This window comes from Amycolatopsis sp. cmx-11-32 (genome assembly GCF_047608695.1).
GTDB lineage: Bacteria > Actinomycetota > Actinomycetes > Mycobacteriales > Pseudonocardiaceae > Amycolatopsis.
In genome coordinates, this window is the sequence record NZ_JADNQN010000006.1 from 34,735 (window position 1) to 47,922 (window position 13,188).

A 13,188-nucleotide genomic window follows, 5' to 3' on the forward strand; every position below is an offset into this window, starting at 1 on the left:
CCTCCCCGGTCACGGGCTGAACGTGCTGCGATGTGTCCGCCGGATCCGCCTCGGCGTAGCAAGCCCTGTGGAAAACCCGCTACTCCTCGTCGGCCCAGCTTGGCTGGACACTTTCCTCAACGCCGGGAGGTCTGAAAACGTTCCCGGCCGCTACAGAGGAGACGGGCGGCTGACCTGGGGCGTTGCTCGACCAACCCTGAACTTTTCCTGAGAATGCCCGTACCGGGGAGAAACGGTGTGGTCTAGACCTCTACGAGGAGCGTGAAGGGACCGTCGTTCACGCTCCGGACCGCCATCATGGCCCCGAACCGGCCGGTTTCGACCCGCGCGCCGCGTTCGCGCAAGGCGTCGACGACGGCCGTCACGAGCGGTTCGGCGATTTCGGGTCGGGCAGCCGCCGTCCACGACGGACGGCGGCCTTTGCGCGTATCGCCATAAAGGGTGAACTGGCTTACGACAAGCAGGGGAGCGCCGGTGCCGGCGCACGACTCCTCGTCGCGAAGTATGCGAGCTTCGTGCAGTTTGCGTGCCATCGTGGCCGCCTTCGTCACCTCATCGTCGACGTGGATTCCCAGCAGTACCAGCAAACCCGGTTCGTCGATGGCGCCCGTCACCTCGTCGCCGACGGTCACACTCGCTTCCGTGACCCTCGTCACCACCGCCCGCATCAGTCGGCCGGGAGGAGCATGCCGTGCCGGACCAGTTCGCGGACGACGGGCAGCGCGGCGGCGGCCAGTTCCTCCGGTTCGAGACCCCGCGCGGCCGCCAGGAGCACGATCAGGTCTTCCAGCGGCAGAGCGCCCTGGCAGCCGGCGAGCAGCCGGGTCGCCAGTTCATCGACCTCATGCGACCACCCCGGGCCGTCGGTGCGGTGCAGTCGCTGGACGGTCGTGGCCCAGCCCTCCTCGCCCGGCTCGGCGACGCTCTCCAGAAGGACGCTCTCCGGGACGCGGAAACGGACATCCGGTAACGAATCCCCGTTGGCGCGCAGCCATTCCACCCGGTCCAGCCAGTTGGCCGCCTCGGCGCCCAGCGGGTCGTCGTAGGCCTGGCGCAGGTCCTCGCACACGATCGTCGGCGTCTGGTGGGAAGTCCTCCGGACGGTGACGAAGCCGAAACCGATGCCCTGGACGTCGTTCTCGGCGAACCAATCGAGCCAGGCACCGGATTTCGCCCGTCCTTCGGGGGAGCGGGGGTCGATACCCGCGTCGCGCAGCCACGTGCCGACGTACAGGCCCGGATCCGCGATGTCCCGCTGCACGAACCACGCGTCGGTCTCGGCGGGCAGCCAGCGGGTCACCCGATCGCCCCAGTCCTCGCCTTCGACGTGCAGCCAGGACGCGAGGAGGTGGCCGGTGCCACCGTCGTTGAGGAACCCGGGCAGCTGCCGCACCACGAGCGCGTTGGCGTCGTCGCCGGCCAGGCCGGAGTCGCGGTAGGTGTAATCCACCCGGGGCGGGCCGACCACGAACGGCGGATTGCAGACGATCTGGTCGAACCGGCGCCGCGCGACCGGCGCGAACCACTCACCCCGCAGGAGTTCGACGTCCAGTTCGTTGAGCCGGAAGGTGGCCGAGGCGAGCGCCAGCGCGCGGGCCGAGAGATCGGTGGCGGTGACCTTCTTCGCGTGGCGGGTGGCGTACAGCGCCTGGACGCCGTTGCCGGTGCCGAGGTCGAGCAGGCTGCCGACCTCGCGGCGGCCGGTGGCGCGGACCAGGCTGAGCGACGCCTGCCCGACGCCGAGGACATGGTCCTCGGGCACGGTCTCGCCGAGGATGTCCGCGTCGAGGTCCGAGACCACCCACCACGAGCCTTCGTCGTCGCCGTGCGGACGGACGTCGAGACCGGCTCGGTAGCCGTCAGCGGCGGGTACGAGCAGCGTGGCGGCGATTGCGGCATCGAGGGGGAGCGGCGCGAAAGCGGCCTCGACGTCCTTCTCCGGTTCGGTCGAGCCCAGCAGGAACAGCCGGATCAGTGTGCCGAGTTCGCCGGAGTCGCGGGTCGCGCGATAGGCGAGTTCGGGTTCGCCGCGGCCGAGGGCGGCGTGCGCGGAGCCGAGGACGTCGACCACGCCGTCGGCGTCGTACCCCGTCCGGAGGAAGGCGTCCCGCAGCCTCGCGCAGACGTCGTCGGACAGGTCGGGGAGGGCCGCTCGTGTGTCGGGGTTTCTGCTCACGGTGGGTGATTGCGATGGGAAAGGTGTGTCGGGGCTTCTGCTCACGGTGGGTAATACTGCCAGGATGAGGTCGTGAGCCTTGAAAGTGTCCTGGCACCGCTGCAGGCGGCGTTGCCCGGATTGGAAGACCTGTACATCGACCTCCACCGTCATCCGGAGCTGTCGTTCGCCGAAACCCGCACCGCCGCCGAACTGGCGAGGCGCCTGGAGGCCGACGGCTACGAGGTGCACACCGGGATCGGCCGCACCGGCGTCCTCGGCGTCTTGCGCAACGGGCCCGGCCCGAAGGTGATGCTGCGCGCCGACATCGACGCGCTGCCGGTCGAGGAGAAGACCGGCCTGCCTTACGCGAGCACCGCGCGTGGCGTGGACGCCGAAGGCCGCGACGTGCCGGTGATGCACGCCTGCGGCCACGACATGCACGCCACCTGGCTCTCCGGCGCCGCCTCACTGCTGGCGTCCGGGCGCGAGCACTGGTCCGGCACGCTGATGGTCGTCTTCCAGCCGGGGGAGGAGGCAGGGGACGGCGCCGTCGGCATGGTCCGCGACGGGGTCTTCGAGCCCGCCGGCAAACCCGACGTCGTACTCGGCCAGCACGTCGTGCCCGGTCCGGCGGGCTGGGTGCTGACCAGGCCCGGCGTGCTCATGGCCGCCACCGACGTGCTCCGTGTCACGCTGCACGGCCGGGGCGGGCACGGCTCGCGCCCCGAGACCACGGTGGATCCCGCGGTGCTCGCCGCGTCCGTGGTGCTCAAGCTGCAGACCATCGTTTCGCGGGAGATCCCGGCGACCGAGTCGGCCGTGGTGACCGTCGGGTCGCTGCACGTCGGCACCACGCACAACATCATCGCCGATCACGCCGTCCTCGAGGTCGACATCCGCTCGTTCGACCAGGCTGTGCGGGAGAAGGTCGTCGCCGCGGTCGAGCGGATCGTCAACGGCGAGGCGGCCACCGCGGGCGCGCCGAAGCCACCGGAAATCGAGCGCATCGGTGCTTTCCCGGTCACCGAGAACGACGAGAAAGCCACCGAAGGCCTCGCCGCCGCCTTCCTCGACCACTTCGGCGAGGGCCGCGTCATGCCCGCGCCGCTGGTCACCGGCAGCGAGGACTTCAGCGAGTTCGGCCGCGCCGCCGGGGTGCCGTCGGTGTTCTGGCTGGTCGGCGGGCTGGACGCGGACCAGGTGATCTCCGCGATGACCGCGGGCCGGTTCGAACAGGACATCCCGTCGAACCATTCGCCGCTCTTCGCGCCGATCCCGCATCCCACGCTTTCGACCGGCGTCGAGACGCTCGTGGTGGCGGCCTTGCACCGGCTCACCCACCCGGGTGTCGGATGAGCCCGGCGAGTGGGAGCATGGAAGCCGGAGGTGGTGCTGTGAACGCGCCTGCCCACGGTCCCGAACCGAGGGAACCCGCTCCGGTGCTGATCACCGAAGCCGCCCCGTCCTACGAAGAGCAACTCGCCAAACGGAAGCGGAAGTACATCATCATGATGTCGTTCCGCATCCCGTGCCTCATCCTCGCCGGGATCTTCTACGAGACCTGGTGGCTCGCGCTGGCGCTGATCGCGATCTCGATCCCGCTGCCCTGGATCGCCGTCCTGGTGGCCAACGACCGGCCGCCGCGCAAGAGCGAGTCGGTCAACCGTTTCCAGGCCGAACCGACCCGCATCGAGGGCGGCGGCCACCAGGTCATCGACGGCGGCTGACACGTCTCCTACGTGCAATCACGTGATTGCACGTAGGAGACGTGCCCGTAGCCGGATCCCGCGGCGTGTTGTCCGTCTGATCACGCGTGTTGTCCGTCTGATCACGTGTAATCGCCGTCTGATCACGTGACGCTAGGGCTGCGGCCCGACCTTCGCGACCGCACGAGCACCAAGGCGCGTACCGGCGCGAAGGACCTCAACGGTGGACTCGCCGCGCAGCCACGCCGCCAGCACACCGGCGTCGAAGGCGTCCCCGGCCCCGGTGGAGTCGATGCAGTCGACCGGCTGCGAGGGCACCGAAGTGATGGTGCCGCCCGCGTCGATCCAGCTGGCGCCGTCGAGACCGGCGGTGACCACGACCTCACCCACGTAGTCCAGCAGTTCCTTCGCCGCCTCCGGGTCGCTCGACCCGGTCAGCGCGACCAGTTCGCTCGTATTCGGCATCAGCAGGTCGACGCCGCGCACGTCGTCGAGGAAGGCCGCCGGATCGGTGATCAGCGTCGCCGCCTGCGGATCGACCGACGTCGTCAGCCCGGCCTTCTTCGCCGCCGCCAGCGAGGCGAGCGCCGCGGGCCGTGACGACGGCTGCAACAGGACGTAGCCCGACAGGTGCAGGTGGCTCGCCCCGGTCAGCGCCTCCTGGGTGATGTCCTCGGGACTGAACTGGGAGTTCGCGCCGCGGTCGGCGAGCATGCTCCGCTCACCGGTGCCGTCGACGAGCACCACTACACAGAACGTCGGCTCTTCGGGGTCCACCGCGAACTCGCAGCGGACGCCCGCCGCTTCCAGTTCGCTCTTCACCATGCGGCCGCCGGAATCGTCGCCGATCCGCGCGATCAGCGTGGTCTCCGCGTCCTCGGCGCGCAGCCAGAGCGCGGTGTTCGCGCCCGCGCCGCCACTGGTGAAGTGGACCTTCGCGCGGATGTCACCGCCGTGCGGGATGGGGCCCTCGTGCCGCGCGACCACGTCGAGGCCGACATCGCCGACGACCACGATCCCGCTCATGCCGCGTTCCCGGCGAGCTCGACGGCGACCTCGGTGGCCAGTTCCGCGTTGGACAGCACCAGTGCCTCGTTCGCGTCGAGGCTCACGCCGCCGCTGGCGGTGTGGAAGTGCTCCAGCAGCACGGGCGTCACGTCCTTGCCGTGCACTCCTCGCGAGCGCAGGAGTTCCAGCCCCTCGGCGAGCAAGCGGTCGTGCAGCTCTTTGTCCATTTCGGACGATTCCGGAATCGGGTTCGCCAGCAGCACACCGGATTCGGCGTGCGCGCGATGCGCGGCGATGACCGCGGCGGCCCGCGCGGCGTCGTCGACCCGCCACGGCACCTCGAAACCGGACGAGCGGAGGTAAAAAGCGGGGAACTCGCTGGTGCGGTAACCCAGCACGGGCACCGAATTGGTCTCCAGCACTTCGAGGGTCGCCGCGATGTCGAGTACCGACTTCACGCCGGAGCAGACGACCGTGGTCGGCACCTTCGCGAGCACGCCCAGATCCGCCGAGACGTCCCAGCTCTGTGCCGAGCCCTGGTGCACTCCGCCGAGCCCGCCGGTGGCGAACACGCCGATCCCGGCCGCGGCGGCGAGTGCCGCGGTGCTCGCGACCGTCGTCGCCCCGGAGCGGCCGAGCCCGACGGCCGGGCCGAGGTCGCGCAGGGAGAGTTTGTCCAGGTCCGCGCCGGGCGCGCAGACGCGCTCCAGTTGCTCGCCGGTGAGCCCGACCAGGGGGACGCCGTCGAGCACGGCGATCGTCGCGGGGACGGCGCCGCCGTCCCGGACGACCTTCTCCAGCCGCCGGGCGACGTCGAGGTTGCGGCCGGGCGGGAGACCGTGGGAAAGGATGGTGCTCTCCAGTGCGACGACGGGATCACCGGCGGCGAGGGCGGAGGCGACCTCTTCGTGAAGGGACAGTTGCGGAGTCACGAACGAACATCATCGGTGATGTGGGTCCGCGTCACGCCATCGGGTCAGTTCGTTCGTGAGGTTCTCCCGAGCCTTGCTCTCCCAGCGTGCCCGCGCGATCTCGCTGCGGTACAGCCGCGGCCGGGCCAGCAGGTTCTCCAGCACGGCCGCGCGTCCCGCCCGCCAGTCTTCGTCGGGGTAGATCGAGTACTCGGCCCGGACACCGCTCGCGTATCCCTCGTACACCTCGGGCGTGGCGCCGAGAATCGCGAGGTCGGCATCGAGCAGTGCCGTGGCGAGGAGGTCTTCCGGGGGCGCCGAGTGCTCGATCGTGGCGAGGACCAGTTCCTCCGCGCGGGTGATGTCGGCCGCGGGGACCCCGGCGTTGGTGAGTTCGTCGCGGGTCCAGGCCGCGCTGGCCCGTTCGTCGTCGCCGGGACGGGCGTCGTAGACGACGTCGTGAGTCCAGGCGGCCACGGCGACGATCGCCCGGTGCCGGGCACCCAGGCCGAACGCGACGGCCAGGTCACCGCTGTCGTGGGCGACGGCGGTGACGTGCCGGAGATCGTGATAGTGGCGGTGAGGCTCGGCGTAGCGGGTCTCGAGGTCGTTCCACGCGACCGCGGCGACCTGGTGATCGCCGCCGAGCCGGGTGACCGCGGGCAGCCAGTCCATCAGTCGAAGATTCCGCGTGACTTGGCCACTTCGTGCAGCCAGCCCTCGAGCTGCGGCTCCCACTTGACCCGCTCCAGCGCGGCGTGGTCGACCTTGAACAAGCCGAGGAACTCCTGCCCGCGACCACCGAACCCGCCGCTCTTGGACACCCGGACCCGCTTGGTCACCTCCAGCACGACCTGCGTCTCCGCCGCCGAGGACAGGAACGTCACCGCCACCGAGGTGAAGACGTTCGCGAACCGCGGCGAGGGGGTGAAGCGGATCTCCTGAAAGAACGGGAGCTGCTGGGTCGCGCCGTTGACCCGGCCGCGTTCCAGCACGGCTTCGCGGAAGACGAAGCCGATCCGGCTGAAGGCGTCCAGTATCCGTTTCTGCGCGGGCAGCGGCTCGATCGCGACGCCGTCGACGTCGGCCGGGTCGGTGACGGAGTTCGCGATGTCGAGGCTGGTCTGCAGGCCGATGGCCATACCGGGCAGTGGTTTGCCGAAGACGCTGGAGATCGGCGTCTCCCATGGCAGGGCGACCTCGAACGGGATCCGGACCTGCTGGCCGGGCGTGACGCGCTCGCGGCCTGCCAGCTGCTGGGTGCCGAATTCGAGGTCCTCGACCTTGGGGCTCTGCTCGTCCGGGGTCTGGACACGAGCGAGCAGCTTCACCGAGAGACCGTTGATCTCTTGATCGACTTCGCCGCCGAGCAGCAGGACCTCGCCCCGCAGGGGGCGGCCGGGGGAGACCGAACGGTCGAGCAGCCGGGCGTCGATCTTCGCCCCGCCCGAACCGAATGTCGCGAGCACCTTCTGGAACATGGGCGAGATCCTGCCAGGTCCCCGGTGTGCGCAGGAGGTTTTGGGGCATTATGGAGGGGTGAGTACACAGACCCTTCCGAAGCCGGATACCCGCCCCGAGGGCACCGACGGCACCGATGACGACGCGCCGAAGATGTTCCACTACGTGCGCAAGAACAAGATCGCCGAAAGCGCGGTCATGGGCACGCACGTGGTGGCGCTGTGCGGCGAGGTCTTCCCGGTGACGAAGTCGGCGAAGCCCGGTTCGCCGGTTTGCCCGGACTGCAAGAAGATCTACGACGGTCTCAAGCCGGGCGACTGACACCTGGCCGTCCGGTGTCCGAAACCGGACAAGATCTGAAAATCCTTCACATGGCGGCTGTCCGTCCCGGTGATCGCTGGTAATCAGTACCCGCCAGCGAAACCCCACCGGGACGGAGTCTTCATGCGTAGAACCGGGATCGTGCTCGCCATCGCCGCGTTGGTCGCGGTGTTCTCACCCGCCGCCGCCGCCCAGGCCGTGACCGGCTGGACCACGGTCGGTTCGGACAACGCCCGCCCGCTCGACGAGGGGCAGGGCCTGGCCACCATCGAACGGCCGTCCGGGACCGTCTACCGCTACACCGGGATCACGACCGTTCCGGTGAACCTGTCGTCGCAGGGCTGGAACCACGTCGGCGACCCGGGTTCGGCGCGAGGCTGGTACGTCGAGCCGTACCAGCGCGACGACCGGGGCGCGAAGCTCTTCCGCGTCGAGTCGCCCGACGGGACCTGGGCGAACTACACGCACACGCTGGAATCCTGGGAAGCGAACAACAACTCGTTCGCCGCCGTGACACCCGACGCGCGCTGGATGGTGGCGGGCGAGTGGGGCACGATGGACCGGCTGCTCGTGCACCCGATGCCCGGCGTCGCGCATACGAACCCGTCAGCGAACCTGCCGTACTCGGCCGCGATCCGGCTCGACCGGCCGGTGCGGGACATCCAGGGCTGCGACTTCGTCACCGCGACACGGCTGCTGTGCTCCTCCGACGACCCCGAAGGCTCACTGTTCGGGACCACGAAGCCGCTGCTGCAGGTGGATCTCTCCGGTGCGCTTTCCGGTTCGGACGTCACCGGCCGGGTGACTTCGCTGGGGCAGCTGCCGCTGAAGAGCACCTGTAGCGGGAATTTCGAAACCGAAGGCATCGACGTCGCCGCCGATGGGACCCTGCGGGTCGTCGTGCTGTCACCTTCGTGGTGCGTGGCCTTCGACAGCAAGACCTGGCGGTTCCGAAAGTCCTGACCAGACGGCGAACTCGCGTGACCAGACGGCGAACTCGCGTGACTAGACGGGCAACACACGAGTTGCCCCGCCGATCACGCGAGATCGCCGTTCAATCACGCGAGTTCGCCGTTACGAAGTCGGCTCGGGTGTCAGTGTCTCGGTGGCCGGAGTCGTCGAAGACCGTCGAGTGTCCTTCTTCGCGCGGCGCTTCTCTTTCCGTGTCTCGACCATCGTGTACAGCGTCGGCACCAGGATCAGCGTCAGCAGCGTCGAGCTGACGAGTCCGCCGATCACCACGATCGCCAGCGGCTGCCCGATGAACCCGCCCTGGCCGGTCAGGCCGAGCGCCATCGGGACCAGCGCGAAGATGGTCGCCGCCGCGGTCATCAGAATCGGCCGCAGCCGTCGCCTGCCGCCTTCGACCACCGCTTCGGCGACGCTCATCCCCGAAGCCCGGTACTGGTTGATCAGGTCGATCAGCACGATCGCGTTGGTCACCACGATGCCGACGAGCATCAGCATGCCGATCAGCGCGGGCAGGCCCAGCGCGGTCCCGGTGGCCAGCAGCAGCCCGATCGCGCCGGTCGCGGCGAACGGGATCGACACCAGCAGGATCAGCGGCTGGAGCAGGCTGCGGAACGTCGCCACCATGATCAGGTACACGATCGCGATCGCGGCCAGCAGCGCGAGGAACAGGTTCCCGAACGCCTCCTGCTGGTCCTCGCTGACCCCGCCGAGCTTGTACGCCGCGCCACCGCCGAACGTCAGACCGTCCAGTTTGGCCTGGATGGCCTTGGTGGTGGCGGCGAGGTCCGCGCCGGTGTTCTTGGCGGTGACCGTGGTGCTCAGCTCACCCGAGGTGCGGTGCACCGCGGCCGGTCCGTCCACAGTGGACACCGTCGCGACGGTGTCCAGCCGGACGACGCCGGTGGCGCCCGGGATCGGCAGCGCCTTGATCGCGTCCACCGACACCGGGGCCGTGCCCGCGCGCAGCACGATGTCGGTGCGTTGCCCGTCCACCGGCAACTGGGTCACCGTGCGGCCGGCGATGGCCTGGTTCGCGATCTGGCCGATCGTCGTCGCCGAAAGCCCGCTCGCGGCGGCCTTGGCGGCGTCGACCTCGACCTGCACGCGCGGCGAGCCCTGCGCGAGGTCACTGGTCACCTCGGTCAGCTCCGGCACTCCGGACAGGGCCTGGCGGACCTGCTCGGCGGCGGGCTTCAGCGAGGCTTCGTCGGGTGCGGTGACGGTGATCGAGACCTCATCGGAGTTGAAGCCGCCGGCTTCGGCGCCGATCTTGACCTCACCGAGTTCCGGCCCGCTCAGCTTGCCCCGCAAGCGATCCGAGAGCGCGTTGACGTCGGTGTCCTTGGCGACGGTGACCTGGATGTTGGTCGCCGTCCCGCCACCGCCGAAGAAACCGCCTCCGCCGATGCTCACCTGGTAGGTCTCGACAGCCGGTTCGGCGGCGAGTGCCCGCTCCACCGCGCCGGCGGCCTTCTCCTTGGCTTCGGGACTGGTGCCGGGCGGCAGTTTCTGCGAAAGGCTCAGCGTCGTCGAGCCGGACTGGTCGAGGAAGTTCGTGTTCAGCTGCGACGCGAGCCCGACCGTGCCGCCGAAGATGATCAGCGCCAGCAGGACAACGATGACGCGGCGCTGGGTGGCGAACCGGATCACCGGCACGTACCCGCGCTGCAGCAGCCCGCGGCGTTCCTTGTCTTCCGCGGCCTGCCGCGTGAGCTCGGCCTCGTGCTCGTTCGCGGGAGTCTCGGCCGGCTTGAGGAACCAGTACGCGAGCACCGGCACGATCGTCAGCGACACCAGCAGCGAAGCCAGCAGCGCCACGGTGACCGTGATCGCGAACGGCGAGAACAGCTCGCCGACGAACCCGCCGACGAAGGCGATCGGCAGGAACACCGCGACGGTGGTGAGGGTGGACGAGGTCACGGCACCCGCCACCTCGCGCACGCCGTCGAGGACCGCGCGATCCTTCGCCTCGCCGTACGCCAGATGTCGTTTGATGTTCTCCAGCACCACGATCGAGTCGTCGACCACCCGGCCGATCGCGATGGTGAGCGCGCCGAGGGTGAGCAGGTTCAGCGACAGCTCACCGGTCCACAACGCCAGTAGCGCCACGACGACCGAGAGCGGGATCGACACCGCCGTCACGAGCGTGGACCGCAGTGACATCAGGAACAACAGGATCACGATGACCGCGAACGCCAGTCCCAGCAGGCCCTCGGTGGTCAGGCCGCTGATCGCGTCCTTGACCGGGGTGCCCTGGTCGAACACGACGCTCATCTCGGCGCCGATCTTCTTCGACAGCCCGGGCAGCTTGTCCCGCACCGATTCCGAGATCGCGACCGCGTTCCCGTTCTCCACCATGGTGACCGAGAGCCCGAGGCTCGGCTTGCCGTTGGTGCGCGTGATCGACGTCGCCGGGGCGAACCCGGCCTGGACGTCCGCGACGTCACCGAGTTTGACCGGTACCGGCTTCGGCGCCTGTGCACCGGGACGCGACGACGGCGTGGCCGACGGTGTCAGGTAGAGGTCCTTGATCGTGTCCACTGTGGTCGGTCCGCCGCCGACCTGGACGGTGAGCGTTTTGTCGCCTTCGGTCAGCGTCCCGGCCGGGACGGCGGCACCGGCGGTCTGCAGGGTGGTGGCGATCGACGACGGGTCGACGCCCGCCGCGGCCAGCTTCGCGTAGTCCAGCGCGATCGTGACCCGCGGCTGCCGCGCGCCGGTCACCTCGACCTCGCGCACACCGTCGATCTTGCGCAGTTCCGGCGCGACCTCCCCGGTCAGCGCGGGTGCGAGCGCCTGTGGGTCACCGGTGGTCCCGGCGGCGAGCAGCACGACCGGGAGGTCGTCGGTGGATCCCGCGGACACCGTCGGTTCGGTGTTCTGCGGCAGTCGCGCCTTGACCCCGTCGATGACGCGCTGGATCTGCCCGACGGCGGCGTCGATGTCCGTGCCGAATTCGAACTGCGCGGTGATCTGCGACAAGCCCTCCGACGACGTCGAGTTCAGTTCTTCGAGCCCTTTCAGGCCCTGCAAGCCACCTTCGAGTGGCTCGGTGACCTGGCGGTCGACCGCGTCCGGCGACGCGCCCGTGTACGGCGTGATGATCTGCGCCTGCGGGAACTGCAGTGAGGGGAACAGCTGCTGCTTGAGCTGCGGCAGTGCGAAGGCACCGAAGCCGACGACCACCAAGGCGAGCAGCCCGATGAGACTTCGGTTGCGCAGGCTCAGTCTGGCCAGCGTGGACATGGCGGGATCCCCCAGGTAGTGCTCGGGAACGTGTGGATTACCGCGAGCTTTTCATGGCGGGGGGTGGAGTGGATTCACACCACGGGTGGAATTGGGCTACGACTTCGGGAGGAGGTTATCCGCCACCCGGCGTCAAGTTCGCCGTTCTGTCACCTGATCGGCTTCGCTGGGCGACTCTTCGTTCACTAGTTGTTCCGCATCGTGTTCGGGCTCACTGTCGGGTTCCTCGCCGTCCGGGCGGGGACGCCGCAGCGGAACGGTCGTCCGTTCCCACAGTTTGCGGCCCTCCTCGGCGCGGAGCCGTTCGCTGGCGCGTTCCATCTCCAGCCGCCGCCATTTCCGGCGCTGGCGTTTGGTCGCCTTGGCGGGCCACAGTTCCTGGATCGCGCTGTTGAAGTACGCGCCGAAGACGACCGCGAGCCCGATGAAGAACATCAGCAGCAGGAACGCGATCGGCGCGGCGAGCGCGCCGTAGGTGTAGCCGGTCTTGGTGATCCAGTTCAGGTAGATCCGCAGGCCGATGCTGGAGAGCAGGAAGAAGACCATGGCGAGCATCGCGCCCGGCAGCCCGCGGTGCCACGGCAGCCTGCGCGGCAGGGACAGCTTGTACAGCGTCGTCAGCGCCAGCACGATCATCACGGCCAGCACCGGGTAGTACAGCGTGCCGACCCAGTACGACACCGTGTCGCGCCACTCGTTCGGGAAGAACTGCGGGAGCAGGTCCGGCCCGATCGCCAGCAGCGGCAGCCCGACCACCAGGATGACCAGCCCGGCCAGGTAGAGCAGCAGCGCGAAGATCCGCTGCCAGACGTCGTTGCGGACGCCGTACTGGTCGTGCGCCACGGTGATCGCGTCGACGAACGACGACATCGCCGACGAACCCGCCCACAGGGAGATCAGGAAGCCGATCGAGACGATCTCACCCTTGCCGACGAACAGGATGCTGTTGACCGTCGGTTCGATGATGTCGTGGACGGCGTTGTCGCTGAAGATCGTCTTGCTGAAGGTGATGATCCGGTCGTGGACCGCGGTCACGACCTCCTGGCCGAACCAGTCGCCGACGAACCCGAGGCAACCGAGGAGGCCGAGCAGGAGCGGCGGCAGCGACAGCGTCTGCCAGAACGCGGCTTCGGCGGCCTCGGAGAAGATGTTGCCTTCCCACGCCTTGTTGAGCGTGCGGCTGAGCAGACGCAACGGGCCCCTACGGACCTTCGCGACCTCGGCGGCCGTCTCGTTCCGGCCGTTCTCCTCGCTCATGCAGCTCCTCCGCCAGCGCCGAGCGCCCTTGACGGGGTCCAGCATGGTCCATGTCCGGGTGTTCGGCTCGCCACCCCTGGGTTTTCGGGTGAGTAACCCGACAACGGGGGTGGCGCTTCCGGCGTTCCACGGGCCCGGCAGGTAGGCT

General features: G+C 69.2%; 12 protein-coding genes. 4 read left to right on the forward strand and 8 right to left on the reverse strand.

All coding sequences use genetic code 11. From position 1 onward, the window contains the following. Positions 1 to 242: 242 nt before the first annotated feature. Positions 243 to 668, reverse strand: coding sequence for a D-aminoacyl-tRNA deacylase (gene dtd, locus ACM6LR_RS19830; protein WP_414937499.1), 426 nt, complete (start codon positions 666 to 668; stop codon positions 243 to 245). Continuing rightward, on the reverse strand, positions 668 to 2,176 hold the full coding sequence (locus tag ACM6LR_RS19835) for a methyltransferase (RefSeq protein ID WP_414944278.1): 1,509 nt from the start codon (positions 2,174 to 2,176) through the stop codon (positions 668 to 670). Before ACM6LR_RS19835 ends, dtd begins: the two co-directional genes overlap by 1 nt. A 72-nt stretch (positions 2,177 to 2,248) precedes the next feature. Here ACM6LR_RS19835 and ACM6LR_RS19840 point away from each other — a divergent pair, with 72 nt between their 5' ends. Continuing rightward, complete coding sequence (locus tag ACM6LR_RS19840) at positions 2,249 to 3,514, forward strand: amidohydrolase (protein WP_414944279.1); 1,266 nt, start codon at positions 2,249 to 2,251, stop codon at positions 3,512 to 3,514. A 17-nt stretch (positions 3,515 to 3,531) separates the two neighbouring features. Further along, positions 3,532 to 3,885 carry a DUF3099 domain-containing protein gene (locus ACM6LR_RS19845; protein ID WP_409493218.1) on the forward strand — a complete coding sequence of 118 codons (354 nt, stop codon included), beginning with the start codon at positions 3,532 to 3,534 and terminating at the stop codon, positions 3,883 to 3,885. A 132-nt stretch (positions 3,886 to 4,017) separates the two neighbouring features. Here ACM6LR_RS19845 and ACM6LR_RS19850 read toward each other — a convergent pair whose 3' ends face one another. From ACM6LR_RS19850 to ACM6LR_RS19865, 4 genes are read right to left on the reverse strand one after another with little or no spacing between them, the layout of a single operon-like run. Continuing rightward, on the reverse strand, positions 4,018 to 4,890 hold the full coding sequence (locus ACM6LR_RS19850) for a carbohydrate kinase family protein (protein ID WP_414937502.1): 873 nt from the start codon (positions 4,888 to 4,890) through the stop codon (positions 4,018 to 4,020). After that, a complete protein-coding gene (locus ACM6LR_RS19855; RefSeq protein WP_414937503.1) occupies positions 4,887 to 5,804 on the reverse strand; it encodes a pseudouridine-5'-phosphate glycosidase in 918 nt (305 codons plus the stop codon). Before ACM6LR_RS19855 ends, ACM6LR_RS19850 begins: the two co-directional genes overlap by 4 nt. A gap of 9 nt (positions 5,805 to 5,813) precedes the next feature. Then, positions 5,814 to 6,458, reverse strand: a complete 645-nt coding sequence (locus ACM6LR_RS19860; RefSeq protein ID WP_414937504.1) for a hypothetical protein — start codon at positions 6,456 to 6,458, stop codon at positions 5,814 to 5,816. Next, positions 6,458 to 7,264 carry a sporulation protein gene (locus tag ACM6LR_RS19865; RefSeq protein WP_414937506.1) on the reverse strand — a complete coding sequence of 269 codons (807 nt, stop codon included), beginning with the start codon at positions 7,262 to 7,264 and terminating at the stop codon, positions 6,458 to 6,460. Before ACM6LR_RS19865 ends, ACM6LR_RS19860 begins: the two co-directional genes overlap by 1 nt. Positions 7,265 to 7,322: 58 nt before the next feature. Here ACM6LR_RS19865 and ACM6LR_RS19870 point away from each other — a divergent pair, with 58 nt between their 5' ends. Then, positions 7,323 to 7,565 carry a DUF3039 domain-containing protein gene (locus tag ACM6LR_RS19870; protein ID WP_005164469.1) on the forward strand — a complete coding sequence of 81 codons (243 nt, stop codon included), beginning with the start codon at positions 7,323 to 7,325 and terminating at the stop codon, positions 7,563 to 7,565. Positions 7,566 to 7,688: 123 nt separating this feature from the next. Then, positions 7,689 to 8,528, forward strand: coding sequence for a hypothetical protein (locus ACM6LR_RS19875; protein WP_414944280.1), 840 nt, complete (start codon positions 7,689 to 7,691; stop codon positions 8,526 to 8,528). Positions 8,529 to 8,639: 111 nt separating this feature from the next. Here ACM6LR_RS19875 and ACM6LR_RS19880 read toward each other — a convergent pair whose 3' ends face one another. Further along, a complete protein-coding gene (locus tag ACM6LR_RS19880; RefSeq protein WP_414944281.1) occupies positions 8,640 to 11,783 on the reverse strand; it encodes an efflux RND transporter permease subunit in 3,144 nt (1,047 codons plus the stop codon). 132 nt (positions 11,784 to 11,915) lie between these two features. Then, positions 11,916 to 13,040 (reverse strand): YihY/virulence factor BrkB family protein, encoded by a 1,125-nt coding sequence (locus ACM6LR_RS19885; protein ID WP_414937509.1) that lies wholly within the window; start codon positions 13,038 to 13,040, stop codon positions 11,916 to 11,918. Positions 13,041 to 13,188: the final 148 nt, after the last annotated feature.

Coding starts and splice junctions, on each gene's coding strand:
- dtd (WP_414937499.1), bottom strand. CDS start 668: ATGCGGGCGGTGGTGACGAGGGTCACGGAAGCGAGTGTGACCGTCGGC.
- ACM6LR_RS19845 (WP_409493218.1), top strand. CDS start 3,532: ATGGAAGCCGGAGGTGGTGCTGTGAACGCGCCTGCCCACGGTCCCGAA.
- ACM6LR_RS19850 (WP_414937502.1), bottom strand. CDS start 4,890: ATGAGCGGGATCGTGGTCGTCGGCGATGTCGGCCTCGACGTGGTCGCG.
- ACM6LR_RS19860 (WP_414937504.1), bottom strand. CDS start 6,458: ATGGACTGGCTGCCCGCGGTCACCCGGCTCGGCGGCGATCACCAGGTC.
- ACM6LR_RS19865 (WP_414937506.1), bottom strand. CDS start 7,264: ATGTTCCAGAAGGTGCTCGCGACATTCGGTTCGGGCGGGGCGAAGATC.
- ACM6LR_RS19875 (WP_414944280.1), top strand. CDS start 7,689: ATGCGTAGAACCGGGATCGTGCTCGCCATCGCCGCGTTGGTCGCGGTG.
- ACM6LR_RS19880 (WP_414944281.1), bottom strand. CDS start 11,783: ATGTCCACGCTGGCCAGACTGAGCCTGCGCAACCGAAGTCTCATCGGG.
- ACM6LR_RS19885 (WP_414937509.1), bottom strand. CDS start 13,040: ATGAGCGAGGAGAACGGCCGGAACGAGACGGCCGCCGAGGTCGCGAAG.